We start from the raw sequence: 15768 nt of genomic DNA on the forward strand, positions 1-15768 counted from the left end.
GGTGTTACCGCCCGGGGGCCGACGGTGTGAACGGGCCTATGAGGTGGAGCACCTCCGGCTCGTGGCCCTGCTCGGGGAACAGCCCCGCGTCGAAGAGCACCTCGCGTCTGACCGGCACCGAGTGCCGCTCGGCGAAGGAGGCGAACAGCCGGTTGGACGCGGCGTTGCCGGGGGTGATGGTGGTTTCGACGAAGCGGATGTCCAGCTTGTCCAGAGCGCGGAGGGTGAGCTCGTCGAGGAGCGCGGCCGCCAGCCCCTTGCCGCGGTGCGCGTCGTCGACGGCGATCTGCCAGACGACGAGGGTCTCCGGGCGCTCGGGGCGGACGTAGCCGGTGAGGAAGGCGGCCGGCTCCCCCTCCCCGTCGCGGGCGACGACGGAGGTGGCGGCGAAGTCGCGACACCACAGGAGGTAGCTGTACGACGAGTTGAGGTCCAGCGCCTTCGAGTCGCGGGCGATACGCCAGATCGCGGCTCCGTCCGCCACTCGGGGGGTGTCGAGCTTGAAGCCCTCCGGCAATTCTCTGATATCGCTTCGGGCACGTGCATGGGCTGCTTGTGCGGCGGTCATGGAATTGAATTTACCCAGCGGAAAACAAAATTGCATCGCGGGCAGGGGTTACGCGGGAGCGCGGACTGTGTTATCGCGCGGGCGCGCCCGGGCACGCGACCGGCTCAAAAAATCTCCCGATTTGCCCGGGAAATTTGGGGTGAAACGGACACTCTGTGTGGTCGGTCACAGCTCGATAACGCCCGCGAGGGGCGTCCGAATTGCGGAGCCTGATACTAGCGAAATCTTGGCGTTTGAGCTGTGGAAAAGCGGGCAGAAGAATACGGGAAGCTGCGCTTCCGGAGAATGGGGAATTCGCCCCGAGAAGGACCACGGAGACCGCCGGAAGCCCTATGGAAACCCGGGTATCAGGCCCCTGACAAGCCTATGGCGGGATCTGTAAGAACATACGGCGGGATTTCGGCGGGATTTAAGCGAACGCCGCGGGAATACCGAGGGCGACGCGCTCCCTCCACCCGTCCGGCCACGCGGCCTAAAGTGCCTGTATGACGTCCATGAGCGAAGGTGCGGTGCTGCACCTCAAGGGGAGGGTCCTCGTCGGACCGGACTATGTACGCGACGAGCTGTGGGTCGTCGACGGCCGGGTCACCTACGACCGTCCGGCCATGGCACGCGATGCCACCACGGTGCAGGGCTGGGTGCTGCCCGGCCTGGTCGACGCCCACTGCCACGTCGGGCTGGACGCCCACGGCCCGGTGGACGCCCCCACCAGCGAAAAACAGGCGCTCACCGACCGTGACGCCGGCGCCCTGCTGATCCGCGACGCCGGCTCCCCCTCCGATACCCGCTGGATCGACGACCGCCCGGACCTCCCGCGGATCATCCGCGCCGGCCGCCATATCGCCCGCACCAAGCGCTACATCCGCAACTACGCCCACGAGATCGAGCCCGAGGACCTGGTCGCCTACGTCGCCCAGGAGGCCCGCCGCGGCGACGGCTGGGTCAAACTTGTCGGCGACTGGATCGACCGCTCCACCGGCGACCTCTCCGCCTGCTGGCCCCGCGGCGCCGTCGAGGCCGCCATCGCCGAGGCGCACCGGCTCGGCGCACGGGTCACCGCCCACTGCTTCGCCGAGGAGACCCTCGCCCCGCTCGTCGAGGCCGGCATCGACTGCGTCGAGCACGCCACCGGACTCACCGAGGACACCATCCCGCTGTTCGCCGAGCGCGGTGTCGCCATCGTCCCCACCCTCGTCAACATCGCCACGTTCCCGCAGCTCGCGGACGGCGGCGCGGCGAAGTACCCGCGCTGGGCGGACCATATGCGACGCCTCCACGCGCGCCGCTACGACACCGTACGGGCCGCCTACGACGCCGGTGTGCCCGTCTTCGCCGGCACCGACGCCGGCGGCTCCCTGGCCCATGGCCTGGTCGCGGACGAGGTCGTCGAGCTGACGAAGGCCGGGCTGCCCGCCGTCGCCGCCCTCTCCGCCACCACCTGGGGCGCCCGCGACTGGCTCGGCCGCCCCGGCCTCACCGAAGGCGCCTCCGCCGACCTGGTGGTCTACGAGAGCGACCCGCGCGCCGATGTCCGCGTCCTCGCGGCGCCACGCCGGGTGGTCCTGCGGGGCCGGGTCGTCGGTTAGGGCCTGTCCGATGGGTCCGCGTGGGCCCGCGGCGTCTGGCGCCGCACCTCGCGGCGTTGTCGCATCACCCACGGACATCCAGTCCGCGGGCAATGCTCCGCCTTGCGATGCACGGCGCCAGACGCCGCGGGCTGATCCACGCCGACCCATCGGACAGGCCCTAGGGCGTGTGCCGGGCGTCCCCCCGCTCCGCCTCGGCGGCCCGCAGCAGGGCGTCCACCAGCCCCGGGAACCGCGTCTCCAGGTCGGCGCGGCGCAGTGAGAGGTAGCGTTCCCGGCCGATCCGGCGGGTGTGCGTCCAGCCCGCCGTCCGCAGGATCCGGAAGTGGTACGAGCCGGTGGCGCGGGTGACCGGCAGCTCGATGTCCCCGCAGCCGGCCTCGCCGTCCGCGGCCAGCCGCCGGACGATCTCCCGGCGCAGCGGGTCGCTGAACGCCTGCAACAGCTCGCCGAGGCGGATCCGGTCGGTCTCCGGCTGGTCCGCGTCGGCGGGCGGGGAGGAGGCCGGCGGGGGAGACGGTGTGGGCGGGGGAGGGGGTGTGGGGCGTTCGGTACCGGGCATTGTTCGAGGACTCTCTAACTGAGTGCTAACGTTCGCGATCGCGAATACGTTTCGATGATCCTCTAAGCATTCTCCCCGAGGCCCTGATGACCGACACCCCCGGCGCCCCGCTGCGCACACTCTTCTGCATCGGCGTGACGCAGGACTTCTTCGCCGCCGACGACGCCACCCGCGCCTCCGTCGCCGCCGCCCTCCCGCCCGCCTTCGACCGGCTCGCCGAACGCTTCGGTGTGCAGGTGCTCGGCACCATGGACGACGACCGGCTGATGGTCGGCGCCTCCACCGCGTGGCCCTGGACGTCGTACCTGCTCGCCGACGTCCCCGACCTGGACACCGTCTCCCGGATCTGCGGCATCGTCCGCGACACCGAGGTGGGCGACGGCCGGCTCTGGCGCTATCTGCGCATCGAGGCCAGGGTCGGCCGCCCGCTGTTCTTCGGCACCGCCTGATCTCCCCGCAAGGCGCGCGTCCCCCCGGGAAGGCCTGCGCCCCCCCGGAAAGGCCCGCGTCTCCTCAGAAAGGCCCGCACGTGCTCGACACCGGCCTCGCCGGCCGCACCGTACTGATCACCGGCAGCGCCCAGGGGCTCGGCGCCGCTCTCGTCCGCGCGTTCCTCGACGAAGGCGCGTACCTCGCCGCCCTCGACATCGACGAGACCGCCAACCGCGAGCTGGCCGCCGCCCTCGACCCCTCGGGCGCGCGCATCCTGCCGGTCCGCGCCGACCTGTCCGACCCCGGGGCGATCGCTGCCGCGTGTGAGGAGATCCAGGCCTGGCGCCCGGTCGACGTTCTGGTCAACAACGCCGCCCGGCCGCTCGCCAAGACGCTGTGGGAGATCACCCCCGAGGAGTGGGACGAGGTCTTCGCGGTCAATCTGCGCGCGGTCTTCCTGCTCACCCGCGCCCTCGCCGCCGGCATGTGCGAGCGCGGCTTCGGACGCATCGTCAACATGGCCTCCATCGCCGGGCAGACGCCCCGTCCCACCGGCGCCGCCTACGGCACCGCCAAGGCCGGGCTGCTCGCGCTCACCCGGGTCTTCGCCGCCGAACTCGCCCCGTACGGCGTCACGGTGAACGCGGTCGCCCCCGCCATGATCGATACGCCCATGGTCCGCTCGGTCGGCCCGGACACGCTCGCGGCCCTCACCGCCCAGGTCCCGCTCGGCCGGATCGCCACCCCGGAGGAGGTGGCCCGGGTCGCGGTCTTCCTGGCCTCGCGGGAGTCGTTCGTCACCGGTGCCACCTACGACGTCAACGGCGGAGCCCTGATGCGGTGACGGCGCCGCCGCCCGTGGGTGGGGCGGCTGGGGCGGGAGAGGCGTGCCGCACCACAGGAATCGAATGAAGGCGCGAAACCCACCCGTTGGAGTGAACTGCCCCCACGTTGCCACCCGTTCACCCTCGGTACGGACACGATGTGCGGGTCGAGGTCGTCGGCCCGCGTGATGTCCCCCATTGGCGCGGCCGACGGCTCCACTTCTCTCGTGGGGGTTCCACACACGTGTCCAGCAGTTCCACCACCTCCTACGGCATGCCCAGGCGCCTCGCCACGGCCTTCGTCGCCACGGCGCTCACGGCCGGTCCCGCCGTCCTGCTCGGTGCCGCGCCCGCCCATGCCGCCGGAGAGCACGGCCCGGCCGGCGGCACCGCCGACGCGGTCGTGCTGCGTGCCGGCCTGAACGTCGGCCTGCTCAACAAGACGCTCGACGTCCCGCTGAACGTCGCTCTCAACGACGTGCACGCCCCGGCCACCGAGGCCAGGACCACGCTCACCGCCAAGCTCGACGGCGTCGACCAGGGCAAGCCGGTCAACGTACTGCGCGCCGATGTCGCCACCGCCCGCGCCGCCGCCGACCGCGGCCGGAACGAGGGCTACGCCAACCTGGTCAAGGCCAAGGTGCACCTGCCCGGCCTGCCGCTGCTGTCGCTGATCGAGGTCCAGCAGGTCACCGCCAAGGCGGTGTGCGAGGCCGGCGGCCGGACGCGCGCCGAGTCCAATGTGCTCGGCCCCGTCCAGGTCCTGGGCAAGAAGGTGACGCTCACGGCGGGCGGCACGACGGACGTCAAGGTGCCCGACGTGGGCGAGGTCCGGCTCGACCTGTCCAAGAAGAGCCACACGTCCAAGAACGCCGCGGCCACCGCGCTCGAACTGAACGTCTCGGTCAACCCGGCGAAGCTGAACGTCGCCGATGTGCGGGGCAAGGTCGTTCTTGCCGAAGCGAAGTGCACCTCGCCGCACGGCAACCCGCCCGACGACAACGGTTCCGGCGGCGCGTCGGGCGGCGCTTCCGGTGGCAGCTCCGGGGGCGGTACCACCGGTGGCAGCACGGGTGGTACGGGCAGCACGGGCGGTAGCGGCGATGGCGGCGCGTCCGGAGGCGGCGACAAGCCCGCCGGGGGCGGTACCCGGGTGAACCAGTCCGGCTCCCGGACCGACACCGAGAACCTCGCGGAGACCGGCGGCAGTTCGGCCACCCCGTACCTCGCCGGCGGCGCGGCCGTGCTGCTCGCCGCGGGCGCCGGAGCGACGGTCTACGCCCGCCGGCGCCGCGGCGCCCAGCAGGGCGGCCGCGGCTGACCGACCCGTACCCCGTTACCCCGTACCCCGTTCCGGTGCTGTGGGGGCGCCGCGTACGGGGTGCGGCCCGGGGTGTGCCGTACCGGCTTCACGCGGTCCGGTACGGCGCACCCCGCACCCTCGCCGGGTCCTCGGAGCGCGTGGAGCGACGGGGGCCCGGCGAGGCGACACCGGGTCAGGGCGCCGGGGCCGGGGCATCGCGGGTGATGACTTCGGCCAGGGCAGTCATCAGGCGGTCCGTTGTGGCGCGGTCGCGGACCGCGAGGCGGAGCCAGTCGGGGCCCAGGCCGGGGAAGGTGTCGCCACGGCGGACCGCGAAACCCCGGGTGCGCAGTGCGGCGCGGACGTCCATCGCGCCCGGCAGCCGGATCAGGACGAAGGGCCCCGCCGCCGGACCGGCCACCCGGATCTGCCCGAACTCGCCCAGCCGGGCCAGCAGATGGGCCCGGTCGGTGGCGATCTCCCCGGCGGCGCCGGCCGCCTCCGCCAGCGCCCGGGGTGCGCTGCACGCCTCGGCGGCGATCAGCGCGGGGCTGGAGACCGGCCACAGCGGCTGGGCCCGCTGGAGGGTGGCCACGGTGTCCGGCGCGGCCAGCAGGTAGCCGATACGGAGTCCGGCCAGGCCCCACGTCTTGGTGAGGCTGCGCAGCACGATCAGGCCCGGCAGGTCCGTGCGACCCGCCAGCGCCTCCCGCTCGCCGGGCACCGCGTCCATGAACGCCTCGTCGACCACCAGCGTCCGGCCGGGCCGGGCCAGTTGGGCCAGCGCATCGGCGGGGTGCAGCACGGAGGTCGGATTGGTGGGGTTGCCGACGACGACGAGGTCGGCGTCCTCGGGCACCGCGCGCGGATCCAGCCGGAAGCCGTCCCGCTCGGTGAGCAGTACCCGCCCGACCGTGTGCCCGGCGTCCCGCAGTGCCGCCTCCGGCTCGGTGAACTGCGGGTGGACGACGACCGGTCGGCGAGCCCCGGCGGCGCGGGCGATCAGGACGAAGGCCTCCGCGGCTCCCGACGTCAGCAGCACCCGCTCCGCGGGCAGGCCGTGCCGCCCGGCGACCGCGGCCCGTGCCACCCGGTCGTCCGGGTACGCGGCGAGGCCGTCCAGGGAGGCGGCGATCCGCTCCTTGAGCCAGGCGGGGGGAGTGCCGGCACGGACGTTGACGGCCAGATCCGTCAGGCCGGTCCGGCCGGCCGGGTTGGTCGGACCGGTCAGACCGTTTGGGCCGGTCGGACCGTCCGGGTGGGGCGGACCGGTCGGGTCGGCCGGTGCGGCGTGTGCGTCACGTACCTCGGCGTCGCCGTGGTGCCGCAGATCCGGCTCGTGGTGCGGTGGCCCGGCCGGCTCCTGCCGGGCGGCGGCGGCAGTGGGGCCGGGGCTCTCCGGCTGCCCCTGCTGCCCCGGTCGCCACTGCTGTCCTGGCTGTCCCGGCTCTCCCGGTTGTCCGGGCGCGGTGCTCTTCCCGGTGGTCGTCGGCGTGTTCACGGGGTCTCCTTGGTGCCGGGCGTCGCCGCCGGGAGAGCCGACGGAGGGAGCGCGGTCGTGCGGGGCGGGGGCGCTGTCGTGCGGGGCGCGGTCGTGCGGGGCGCGGCGAGCGCGCAGGTGGCCCGGGCCGGCCGCCCCGGGCGCGCCGACGTCCGTTTGCCCGCGACCAGTTCGGCGTCCGGGCCCGCGGCCAGCAGCGCGGCCGCCTCCGCGACGCTCGGCGTCCCGACGGCGTCGGCCACGGCCGCGGAGGGCCGGGGAACCCGTACCGCCGCCAGCGCCGCGGCCGGGAACGCCCGCAGCGGTATGCCGAGCCGCCGAGCCGCTCCGGCCAGGCCCGGCTCGTCCGCCCTGGCCGTCACCGTCGCGAGGGCCGCGACCGGCCGGGCCGGCCACCCGGCGGCCGTGAGTGCGGCGGTGATCAGGTCCAGCACCTCGGACTCCGGGACGCCCCGGCGGGCACCCACACCGACGCTCAGCGGCGCGGGAGCGGGCCCACCGGTCATCGGGCGGCGCCCTGAACCGCCGCGGCCCGCGCGGCGCCCGCCACCAGCCGGACCGCCAGTGACGGCGCCGCGGCCCAGTGCACATGCAGGTAGGAGGCGTGCACCCCGGCGGCCGTGAAGCCCTCCACCCGCCGTGCGGGGTGGGTCACGCCCCAGGCCGGTTCCGGCCCGGCGCCCGGCTCCAGCACCGTCCGGTGGAACTCGTGGCCGCGCACCCGCGTCCCGGCCGAGGCCAGCGCATTGTCGCCGAGCGCCACCGCCTCCCGGTAGCCGAGGGTGAGCCGTTCGGTCATCCGGGCCTCGGCGGGCAGCACTCCGCACATCGGCTTCCCGTCGAGCGCACGGGAGAGGTACAGCAGTCCGGCGCACTCCGCGGCGACCGGGGCGCCGGAGGCGGCCAGCCGGGCCACCGCCGCGCGCAGCGGGGCGTTCGCCGACAGCTCCGGCGCGTACACCTCGGGGAAGCCGCCGCCGATCACCAACCCCTGGGTTCCGGGCGGCAGTTGCTCGTCCCGCAGCGGGTCGAAGGGGACCACATCGGCGCCGGCGGCGGTCAGCAGCTCGGTGTGCTCGGTGTACGAGAACGTGAACGCGGCGCCGCCGGCGACCGCGATCAGCGGCCGCCCGGAGGCCGTCGTCCCGGCCTCCCCCGGAGCAGCCCCCGAGGCTCCCGCAGTACCGGGTGAAGCCCCCGAGGCTCCCGCAGTACCGGGTGAAGTCCCCGCGGTCACCTCCGCCGCCGGGTCCCACGGAGCGTCCGGCAGCTCAGGTGCGGAACGGGCCAGCGCCAGCAGCGCGTCGAGGTCGCAGCCCGCGCGTACGCGTGCGGCCAGCTCCCGTACCGACTCCACCGCCTCGGCCCGCCGTTCGGCGACCGGCACCAGACCCAGGTGGCGGGACGGCGTACCGGCCCGCCCGTCACGGCGCAGCACACCGAGCACCGGCACACCGGACGAGCCCATCGCCTCCCGCAGCAGCGCCTCATGGCGGTCCGAGCCGACCTTGTTGAGGATCACGCCGGCCAGCCGCACCTCCGGGTCCCAGGACGCGAAGCCGTGCACCAGCGCGGCCACCGACCGGGACTGCGACGAGGCGTCCACCACCAGCACCACCGGCGCCCGCAGCACCTTCGCCACCTGGGCCGTCGAGGACAGCTCGCCCAGGCCCGAAGCGCCGTCGAACAGCCCCATCACGCCCTCGACGAGCGCGAGACCCGCCCCCGCCGCGCCGTGCAGGAACAGCGGCGCGATCCGCCCGGGGCCGCAGAGGTAGGCATCCAGGTTGCGTCCGGGGCGGCCGGTGGCCAGGGAGTGGTAGCCCGGATCGATGTAGTCCGGGCCCACCTTGTGCGGCGAGACCGCCAGACCGGCCTCGGTGAACGCGGCCATCAGCCCGGTCGCGACGGTCGTCTTGCCGCAGCCGGAGGCCGGGGCGGCGATGACCAGACGGGGAGTGCTCACGGCGCGCTCACCACTCGATGCCCCGCTGGCCCTTCTGGCCCGCGTCCATCGGGTGCTTGACCTTGGACATGTCGGTGACCAGATCGGCGACGTCCAGCAGCGGCTGCGGCGCGTTGCGGCCGGTGATCACGACGTGCTGGGTGCCCGGACGGTCGCGCAGCACCGACACCACCTCGTCGGTGTCCACCCAGCCCCAGTGCATCGGGTACGCGAACTCGTCCAGCACGTACAGCTTGTAGGTCTCCTCGGCCAGGCAGCGCTTGACCTGCGCCCAGCCCTCGCGCGCCTTCTCTTCGTTGGACAGCTCGCCGTCGCGCTGGATCCAGGACCACCCCTCGCCCATCTTGTGCCAGTCGACGGTGCCGCCCTCGCCGGAGGCGCCCAGGACCTTCAGCGCGTTCTCCTCGCCGACCTTCCACTTCGCCGACTTGACGAACTGGAACACCCCGATCGGCCAGCCCTGGTTCCAGGCCCGCAGGGCCAGGCCGAACGCGGCGGTCGACTTCCCCTTGCCGATACCGGTGTGGACCAGCACCAGCGGGCGGTTGCGGCGCTGGCGCGTGGTGAGCCCGTCGTCCGGGATGAGGCTCGGCTGTCCTTGTGGCATTACGCGGCCCTCCGTGTCGTCCGTGGTGTCGCCTGTGTCGTCCGTGTGGTGTGCGCCGTCCGTACGTCGCGTACGAGCGCGGAGACGCTGTCGGCGCGCAGCTCTTCGAGAGTGACGGCGGTGCCCCGCAGCTCCCGGGCCAGCTCGCCGGCCAGCCCCAGCCGTACGGGGCCGGCCTCGCAGTCCACGACCACCGAGGCGATCCCGTCGGCGGCCAGCAGCCGGGCCGAGCGGTGCGCCCGCACGACGGGCTCCGGGCCGCCGGTCGCCCGCCCGTCCGTCACCACCACCAGCAGGGGCCGCCGCGACGGATCCCGCATCCGCTCCACCCGCAGCACCTCATGGGCCCGCAGCAGGCCCGCGGACAGCGGAGTGCGGCCCCCGGTCGGCAGCTGCTCCAGCCGCGCCGCCCCGGCCTCCACCGAGGACGTCGGCGGCAGCGCCAGTTCGGCGCCGGTGCCCCGGAAGGTGATCATGCCGATCTTGTCGCGCCGCTGATAGGCGTCGAGCAGCAGGGAGAGCACCGCGCCCTTGACCGCCCCCATCCGCTTCCGCGCCGCCATCGAGCCGGACGCGTCCACGACGAACAGCACCAGATTGCCCTCGCGGCCCTCGCGCACCGCCTCGCGCAGATCGTCCCGGCGGATCACCAGTCCGGTGCCCCGCCGCCCGCGGGTTCGCTGGTGCGGTGCGGCGGCCTGCACGGTGGCGGCCAGGTGCAGCTTGCCCAGGGCGCCGTGCGGGCGCCGGGCACCGGTCGTCCGGCCGTGCGCGGTCCGGGCGCGGGAGCGGCGGCCGTCGGCGCCCTCGCCCAGGCCCGGGACGTCGAGGCGGCGGGTCCGGAACGGTTCGGCGGCCCCGACCGCCGGCTTCTCCCCGGCCGCGCCGCCCTGGGTCTGGGGCTGGGGCTGGGGGTCGGACTGGGGGGCGGGCTCGGTTTCCTGGGGCGCCTGCGGGGCGGTCTGCCCGGTCTCCCGGTCCTGCTGGTGGGGCAGTTCGGGGCCCGGCGGGGGCCCGTCCGGCCCGCCCTCCTGCGGCGGCCGTCCGCTGCCGGGGCCGCCCCCGTCGGGGCCGCCGTCCGGACCGTCCGGCTCCGGATCGTCGTCGCCGTCCGCGTGCTCGTCGGCGGCCTCGTCCGCGCCGCACTCGTCCAGGACCTCGTCGAGCTTGTCCTCGTCGAGGCCGGGGGCGTCGAAGGGGTTGCGGCGCCGGCGGTGCGGCAGCGCCAGCAGCGCGGCCTGCCGGACGTCCTCCTCCAGCACGTCGGTCCGCCCCGCCCACGCCGCCAGTGCGGTGGCGGTGCGGGCCATCACGATGTCCGCCCGCATCCCGTCCACCTCGAACGCGGCACAGGTCGCCGCGATCTGCCGCAGCGCCTGGTCGCCCAGCACCACATCCGGCAGCAACTCCCGTGCCGCCGCGATGCGTTGCCGCAGCTCCTCCTCCTCGGCCGCCCAGCGCGCCGCGAAGCCGGCCGGATCGGCGTCGTACGCCAGGCGCCGCCGGACCACCTCCACCCGCTGCGCCGGCTCCCGGGAGGCCGCGACCTCGACGGTCAGCCCGAAGCGGTCCAGCAACTGCGGCCGCAGCTCGCCCTCTTCGGGGTTCATGGTGCCGACGAGGAGGAAGCGCGCGGCGTGCCGCACGGAGACGCCCTCGCGCTCGACGTACGAGGCACCCATGGCGGCGGCGTCCAGCAGCAGGTCCACCAGGTGGTCATGCAACAAGTTGACTTCGTCGACGTAGAGGATGCCGCGGTGGGCGGCGGCGAGCAGGCCGGGCTCGAAGGCCTTCACGCCCTCGGACAGGGCCCGTTCGATGTCCAGCGCGCCGACCAGCCGGTCCTCGGAGGCGCCGACGGGCAGTTCGACCATCCGGGTCGGACGGGACTCGGCGGCGCCCGACCCGTGCGGCCCGTCGGGGCAGCCGGGGTCGGGCGCGGCCGGGGCACAGGCGAAGCGGCAGCCGCCGATCACGTCCACGGCCGGCATCAGCGCCGTGAGCCCGCGGACGATCGTCGATTTCGCGGTGCCTTTCTCTCCCCGTACGAGCACGCCGCCGATCGCGGGCGAGATGGCGTTGAGCAGCAGGCTCAGCCGCATGTCGGACATGCCGACGACAGCGGTGAAGGGGTACTGCGGGGTGGTCGTGTGGTGCGTGGCTGTCATGCTGTGTCGTCCTCCACGTCGCTGTCGGCTCCCGGATCCGTCCGTTGCGTACCCCTCATGGCGCCCCCGGAGGCACGAACGGCAACCCCTCCGGCACCCCGCCCTCGATCAGCCGCCACAGCGCGCCCGTGTCCGCGTGCTCCTCGATCAGGTCGCCCAGCCGGTCCAGCTGTTCCTCGCGCAGGGTGCCGAAGTTGGTGTCCGGCGCCGGGACGAACGCCCGGCCCGCGTCGGCGGCGACCCGCCGCAGGAAGGCCCGGCGGAAGGCGTCGCTCTCCAGGGAGCCGTGCCAGTGCGTGCCCCATACGGAGCCGACCCGGCAGCCGTCCAGGAACGCTTCATCGCCGCCGGTCACTTCGGCGACGCCGTGGTGGATCTCGTATCCCTCGACCGGTTCGCCCAGTGCCTCGCCGGACGGCCGGGCGAGGGTCTTCTCCACCGCGAACCGTACCCGTACGGGCAGCAGCCCGAGTCCGTCGACCGTGCCCGACTTCGACTCCACCTCGTCGTCGATGCGCTCGCCGAGGATCTGGTAGCCGCCGCAGATGCCCAGCACCGGGCGGCCCTCGGCGGCCCGCCGGGCGATCGCGGCCGCCAGCCCGCGCTCGCGCAGCCACGCCAGGGCCCGGACGGTGCCCCGGGTGCCCGGCACCACCACCAGGTCGGCGTCGGCCAGTTCCTCGGCCCGGTCCACGAACCGCACCACCACGCCCGGTTCGGCGGCCAGCGCGTCCACGTCGGTGAAGTTCGACATCAGCGGTACGGCGCAGACCGCCACCCGCAGGACGTCCGCGCCGTGCGGCGGGGCCACCACGCTCTCGCGTACGGCACCCCGCATGGAGACCCGGAGGCCGTCCTCCTCGTCGATGCCGAGCCCGTGCGCGAAGGGCAGCACGCCCAGCGTGGGGCGGCCGGTGAGGCCGCGCAGCATCTCCAGCCCGGGCTCCAGCAGCGTCACATCGCCCCGGAACTTGTTGACCAGATACCCCGCGACCAGCGCCTGGTCCTCCTTCGACAGCAGCGCCGTGGTCCCGAAGAAGGACGCGAAGACCCCGCCACGGTCGATGTCGCCGACCACCACCACCGGTATCCGGGCGGCCCGGGCCAGCCCCATGTTCACGATGTCGGTGCGCCGCAGGTTGATCTCGGCGGGGCTGCCGGCGCCCTCGCAGATCACCGCGTCGTGGGTGCGCCGCAGCTCGGCCAGGCACTCCGTCACCGTGCCCAGCAACTTCTCCTGCCTGCCCGCGTGGTAGCCGCGCGCACTCAGCTCGCCCACCGGCTTGCCCAGCAGCACCACCTGGCTGCTGCGGTCGCCGCCCGGCTTGAGCAGGACCGGGTTCATCAGCGCGGTCGGCTCCACCCGGGCCGCGGCGGCCTGCATCGCCTGGGCCCGTCCGATCTCCGCGCCCTCCCGCGTCACAAAGGAGTTGAGTGACATGTTCTGGGCCTTGAACGGCGCCACCTTGACACCCTGGCGGGCCAGCCAGCGGCAGATACCCGCCGTCACCACGCTCTTGCCCGCGTCCGAGGTCGTACCGGCCACCAGCAGTCCGCCGCCCGGCCTGCTGCCGGATGCCGCCGTCCGCCCGCTCATCGTGATCCCCTTCGCGTCCGCCGTACCGCGCCCCACGCCAGCCGTCCCGCCACCGTCGCCGCCAGCGCCAGCGTGCTGACCCGCCGCGAAAGCCGTACCGCCCGCTCGATGTCCTCCGCGGTGGCCGGCCGTGCCCCGCCGTTGAGCACCGGGCGGTGCTCGACCCGCCCGCCGTACGCCAGCGTGCCGCCCAGCCGTACGCCCAGGGCGCCCGCGAACGACGCCTCCACCGGGCCCGCGTTGGGGCTCGGGTGGGCCGCGCCGTCCGCCCGCCAGGTCCGCAGCGCGCCGCGCCGGTCCGGGCCGGCGAGCACGGTCAGCGCGGCGGTCAGCCGGGAGCCGGGCCAGCCGGCGAGGTCGTCGAGCCGGGCCGAGGCCCAGCCGAAGCGGCGGTGGCGCGGGGACTTGTGACCCACCATCGCGTCGAGGGTGTTCACCGCCCGGAACGCCACCAGCCCGGGCACTCCGCCGAGGGCGCCCCACACCAGCGCGCCCACCACCGCGTCCGAGGTGTTCTCGGCGACCGACTCCACCACCGCGCGGGCCATCTGCGGCCCGTCCAGGGCCTGCGGATCGCGCCCGCACAGATGCGGCAGCCGCTCCCGCGCCACGTCCCAGTCGCCCGCCGTGAGCGCCCCGCCGACGGCCCGCGCCTCCCGGCCGAGCGAGGTGCCGCCCAGCACGGCCCACACCGTCACCGCGGTCAGCGCCACCCGTGCGCCGTGGTGGTCCCGTACGGCGCGTTGCAGCAGTGCGGCACCGGCGGCCGCACCACCCGCGCACAGCACGGTGTGGGCCGCCCCGTAGCCCCGGTGGTCGCGCCACAGCCGGCGCTCGACCGCGTACGCGGCCCGGCCGAAGGCGGCCACCGGATGGCCGCGCCGCGGGTCCGCCGCGATCAGGTCGCCGAGAAAGCCGAGGGCCGCGCCGCACGCGTACCCCGCGTGTTCGCCGCGCATCGGGTCAGGCCGCCGCTGGGGCGTGTCCACAGAGTCCCGCCCGGCCCGTGGCGCCCGGGCCTCGAACGGGCTCCGTGGCAGGCGGGCGGCGGGAATGCGGCGGCAGGGCCATGGCGGTGTGTCCTCACTCAGGGTCCGCGCCCTGGCTCGACGTGAACGGCGACCAGAGTCTCCTGGCTCCCGGATCGGCGTGGCCTCCGGCCTTCCAGCCCGTACGGGTACGGACCGTGGCCCTAGGGCGCTTCTGATGGATCTCCGCGGCGTCGCGACGCCCGGCACGCGCCCCCAAGCTCTCGGCTGCGCTCGAGCAGGGAGGTGCCCCCTTCGCCGCCCCGCGCGGAAGCCCACGTAGCGCCGCTACGCGAGCTTCCGCGCGGCACGCCGAGAGCACGCACCAGACGCCGCTCCTTCTCCCACGGAGATCCATCAGAAGCGCCCTAGTCGGAGGAGCGCTCCCCGGTGACAGTGGCGGGACCGCGCCGGATTCGCACCGGACTTCCTCTGCTGTCGCCGATTGGCTCCGGCAGTCCACCACGCTCCGCGAACGCCCGTCAACTCGCCCTTGACCTGCGGCGCTAAGCCGTGGCGGGGGTGACGACGTGCCGGGTGGAAGAAAGGAGCAGGGGACGCCGCCTCCACGCTTGTGGAGGCGGCGTCCCCTGGCGCTGTTGGTGCCGTATCAGCCGGCGACGATCAGGTAGATGCCGTACGCCACGGCCGCCGCGCACAGGGCGAAGGCGGCCACCGCCCCGGCCCGCGCGCCCGTACCGGGCGCGGTCGCCGTGGCGGCCTCGCCCTCCTGGCCCGGCTTGCGGGAGGTACCGACGATCCCGAGGGTGAACAGGCCCACGATCCCGACCGTCACCACGATGCTGACGCCGAAGACCTGACCGAATGCTGCCCAGTCGATGCTCATGAAGGGTTCCTTGGGTGAGAGCCGCTAGGGGGCGACCGTCGCGGCCTGGGCACGCGGAGCGGACGGGGAGTCGTGGTGCGCGGCGTCCGGCTCGTCAGCGGTGTGCGAGGCGTCGGTGGCGTGCGAGGCGTCGGCGGAGGCGGCCGGCTGGCCCGCCGGGGGAGGGGAGACGGCCCGGATCGCGGTGGTCACCACGCCCGCCGGCTCGGCGGCCGGCACCTCGTTGACGTTGGTGTGGTCGATGGTGTTGCGCCGCGAGGCGGCCCAGATCGCGCCGGAGACGCCGAGCGCGAGGACGGCCGTCGCGGTCACGCCCCAGGTGCCCTGCTTGGCCAGGAGCGCGGCGCCCGCCGCGACCGCACCGGCGGCCGGCAGCGTCAGGGCCCAGGCGGCGACCATCCGCCCGGCCGTGGACCAGCGCACCACGCCGCCCTTGCGGCCGAGGCCCGAGCCCGTCACCGCGCCGGAGCAGACCTGGGTGGTGGAGAGCGCGAAGCCCAGGTGGGAGGAGGCCAGGATGGTGGCCGCGGCGCCGGTCTGGGCGGCGAAGCCCTGCGGCGGCTGGATGTCGGTGATGCCCTTGCCCATCGTGCGGATGATCCGCCAGCCGCCCAGGTACGTGCCGAGCGCGATGGCCAGACCGGCCGAGGCGATGACCCACAGTGGCGGGTCGGCGTGCGGGGCGACCACGCCGCCGGTGATCAGCGCGAGGGTGATCACACCCATCGTCTTCTGGGCGTCGTTGGTGCCGTGGGCGAGCGAGACCAGGGCGGCCGAGG

At 74.6% G+C, this 15768-nt stretch carries 15 protein-coding genes; 4 read left to right on the top strand and 11 right to left on the bottom strand.

Translation table 11 applies throughout. The features are described 5' to 3' along the window. Positions 1-4: 4 nt before the first annotated feature. Positions 5-568 (bottom strand): diaminobutyrate acetyltransferase, encoded by a 564-nt coding sequence (gene ectA, locus AZE13_RS18285; RefSeq protein WP_181690373.1) that lies wholly within the window; start codon positions 566-568, stop codon positions 5-7. 494 nt (positions 569-1062) lie between these two features. Between ectA and AZE13_RS18290 the strand changes: the two genes are divergently transcribed. Then, positions 1063-2154, top strand: a complete 1092-nt coding sequence (locus AZE13_RS18290) for an amidohydrolase family protein (protein ID WP_066932784.1) — start codon at positions 1063-1065, stop codon at positions 2152-2154. A gap of 160 nt (positions 2155-2314) precedes the next feature. On the opposite strand, the gene AZE13_RS18295 is transcribed toward AZE13_RS18290, so the two are convergent. Beyond that, positions 2315-2716, bottom strand: a complete 402-nt coding sequence (locus tag AZE13_RS18295; RefSeq protein WP_079124122.1) for an ArsR/SmtB family transcription factor — start codon at positions 2714-2716, stop codon at positions 2315-2317. 86 nt (positions 2717-2802) lie between these two features. Between AZE13_RS18295 and AZE13_RS18300 the strand changes: the two genes are divergently transcribed. From AZE13_RS18300 to AZE13_RS18310, 3 genes are all read left to right on the top strand, one after another. Next, positions 2803-3165, top strand: coding sequence for a hypothetical protein (locus AZE13_RS18300; protein WP_066932531.1), 363 nt, complete (start codon positions 2803-2805; stop codon positions 3163-3165). A gap of 80 nt (positions 3166-3245) precedes the next feature. Further along, a complete protein-coding gene (locus AZE13_RS18305; RefSeq protein WP_066932533.1) occupies positions 3246-3992 on the top strand; it encodes an SDR family NAD(P)-dependent oxidoreductase in 747 nt (248 codons plus the stop codon). Between the two features lie 254 nt (positions 3993-4246). Continuing rightward, entirely contained in the window at positions 4247-5293 is a 1047-nt protein-coding gene (locus AZE13_RS18310; protein WP_066932788.1) for an SCO1860 family LAETG-anchored protein, read from the top strand. Between the two features lie 175 nt (positions 5294-5468). Here AZE13_RS18310 and cobC read toward each other — a convergent pair whose 3' ends face one another. The 9 genes from cobC to AZE13_RS18355 all read right to left on the bottom strand — a co-directional run. After that, positions 5469-6605, bottom strand: coding sequence for an Rv2231c family pyridoxal phosphate-dependent protein CobC (gene cobC, locus AZE13_RS18315; protein ID WP_079124133.1), 1137 nt, complete (start codon positions 6603-6605; stop codon positions 5469-5471). Positions 6606-6772: 167 nt separating this feature from the next. Continuing rightward, positions 6773-7282: a cobalamin biosynthesis protein gene (locus AZE13_RS18320; protein WP_066932534.1), complete on the bottom strand. Its 510-nt coding sequence runs from the start codon at positions 7280-7282 to the stop codon at positions 6773-6775. Next, positions 7279-8742 carry a cobyrinate a,c-diamide synthase gene (locus tag AZE13_RS18325; protein WP_066932535.1) on the bottom strand — a complete coding sequence of 488 codons (1464 nt, stop codon included), beginning with the start codon at positions 8740-8742 and terminating at the stop codon, positions 7279-7281. Before AZE13_RS18325 ends, AZE13_RS18320 begins: the two co-directional genes overlap by 4 nt. Before the next feature lie 7 nt (positions 8743-8749). Beyond that, positions 8750-9349, bottom strand: coding sequence for a cob(I)yrinic acid a,c-diamide adenosyltransferase (gene cobO, locus AZE13_RS18330; RefSeq protein WP_066932537.1), 600 nt, complete (start codon positions 9347-9349; stop codon positions 8750-8752). Further along, the gene (locus AZE13_RS18335; RefSeq protein WP_066932538.1) at positions 9349-11517 is read right to left on the bottom strand and encodes a putative cobaltochelatase; all 2169 of its coding nucleotides are present in this window, start codon (positions 11515-11517) and stop codon (positions 9349-9351) included. The genes cobO and AZE13_RS18335 overlap by 1 nt, the downstream gene beginning before the upstream one ends. Before the next feature lie 55 nt (positions 11518-11572). Beyond that, on the bottom strand, positions 11573-13114 hold the full coding sequence (locus AZE13_RS18340) for a cobyric acid synthase (RefSeq protein WP_066932792.1): 1542 nt from the start codon (positions 13112-13114) through the stop codon (positions 11573-11575). Then, positions 13111-14073 carry a cobalamin biosynthesis protein gene (locus AZE13_RS18345; protein ID WP_066932539.1) on the bottom strand — a complete coding sequence of 321 codons (963 nt, stop codon included), beginning with the start codon at positions 14071-14073 and terminating at the stop codon, positions 13111-13113. Before AZE13_RS18345 ends, AZE13_RS18340 begins: the two co-directional genes overlap by 4 nt. Before the next feature lie 679 nt (positions 14074-14752). Continuing rightward, positions 14753-14989, bottom strand: coding sequence for a hypothetical protein (locus AZE13_RS18350; RefSeq protein ID WP_066932540.1), 237 nt, complete (start codon positions 14987-14989; stop codon positions 14753-14755). A 24-nt stretch (positions 14990-15013) separates the two neighbouring features. Continuing rightward, the coding region (locus AZE13_RS18355; RefSeq protein ID WP_147264677.1) for an inorganic phosphate transporter at positions 15014-15768 on the bottom strand (755 nt) is incomplete at its 5' end.

Source organism: Streptomyces sp. NBRC 110611, from assembly GCF_001590865.1.
In the GTDB taxonomy this organism is placed as follows: Bacteria; Actinomycetota; Actinomycetes; order Streptomycetales; family Streptomycetaceae; genus Streptomyces.

What these genes read in the sequence shown, in the direction of transcription:
- ectA (WP_181690373.1), bottom strand. Translation starts at nt 568, where the DNA reads ATGACCGCCGCACAAGCAGCCCATGCACGTGCCCGAAGCGATATCAGA.
- AZE13_RS18290 (WP_066932784.1), top strand. Translation starts at nt 1,063, where the DNA reads ATGAGCGAAGGTGCGGTGCTGCACCTCAAGGGGAGGGTCCTCGTCGGA.
- AZE13_RS18295 (WP_079124122.1), bottom strand. Translation starts at nt 2,716, where the DNA reads ATGCCCGGTACCGAACGCCCCACACCCCCTCCCCCGCCCACACCGTCT.
- AZE13_RS18300 (WP_066932531.1), top strand. Translation starts at nt 2,803, where the DNA reads ATGACCGACACCCCCGGCGCCCCGCTGCGCACACTCTTCTGCATCGGC.
- AZE13_RS18310 (WP_066932788.1), top strand. Translation starts at nt 4,247, where the DNA reads ATGCCCAGGCGCCTCGCCACGGCCTTCGTCGCCACGGCGCTCACGGCC.
- AZE13_RS18320 (WP_066932534.1), bottom strand. Translation starts at nt 7,282, where the DNA reads ATGACCGGTGGGCCCGCTCCCGCGCCGCTGAGCGTCGGTGTGGGTGCC.
- cobO (WP_066932537.1), bottom strand. Translation starts at nt 9,349, where the DNA reads ATGCCACAAGGACAGCCGAGCCTCATCCCGGACGACGGGCTCACCACG.
- AZE13_RS18335 (WP_066932538.1), bottom strand. Translation starts at nt 11,517, where the DNA reads ATGACAGCCACGCACCACACGACCACCCCGCAGTACCCCTTCACCGCT.
- AZE13_RS18340 (WP_066932792.1), bottom strand. Translation starts at nt 13,114, where the DNA reads ATGAGCGGGCGGACGGCGGCATCCGGCAGCAGGCCGGGCGGCGGACTG.
- AZE13_RS18345 (WP_066932539.1), bottom strand. Translation starts at nt 14,073, where the DNA reads ATGCGCGGCGAACACGCGGGGTACGCGTGCGGCGCGGCCCTCGGCTTT.
- AZE13_RS18350 (WP_066932540.1), bottom strand. Translation starts at nt 14,989, where the DNA reads ATGAGCATCGACTGGGCAGCATTCGGTCAGGTCTTCGGCGTCAGCATC.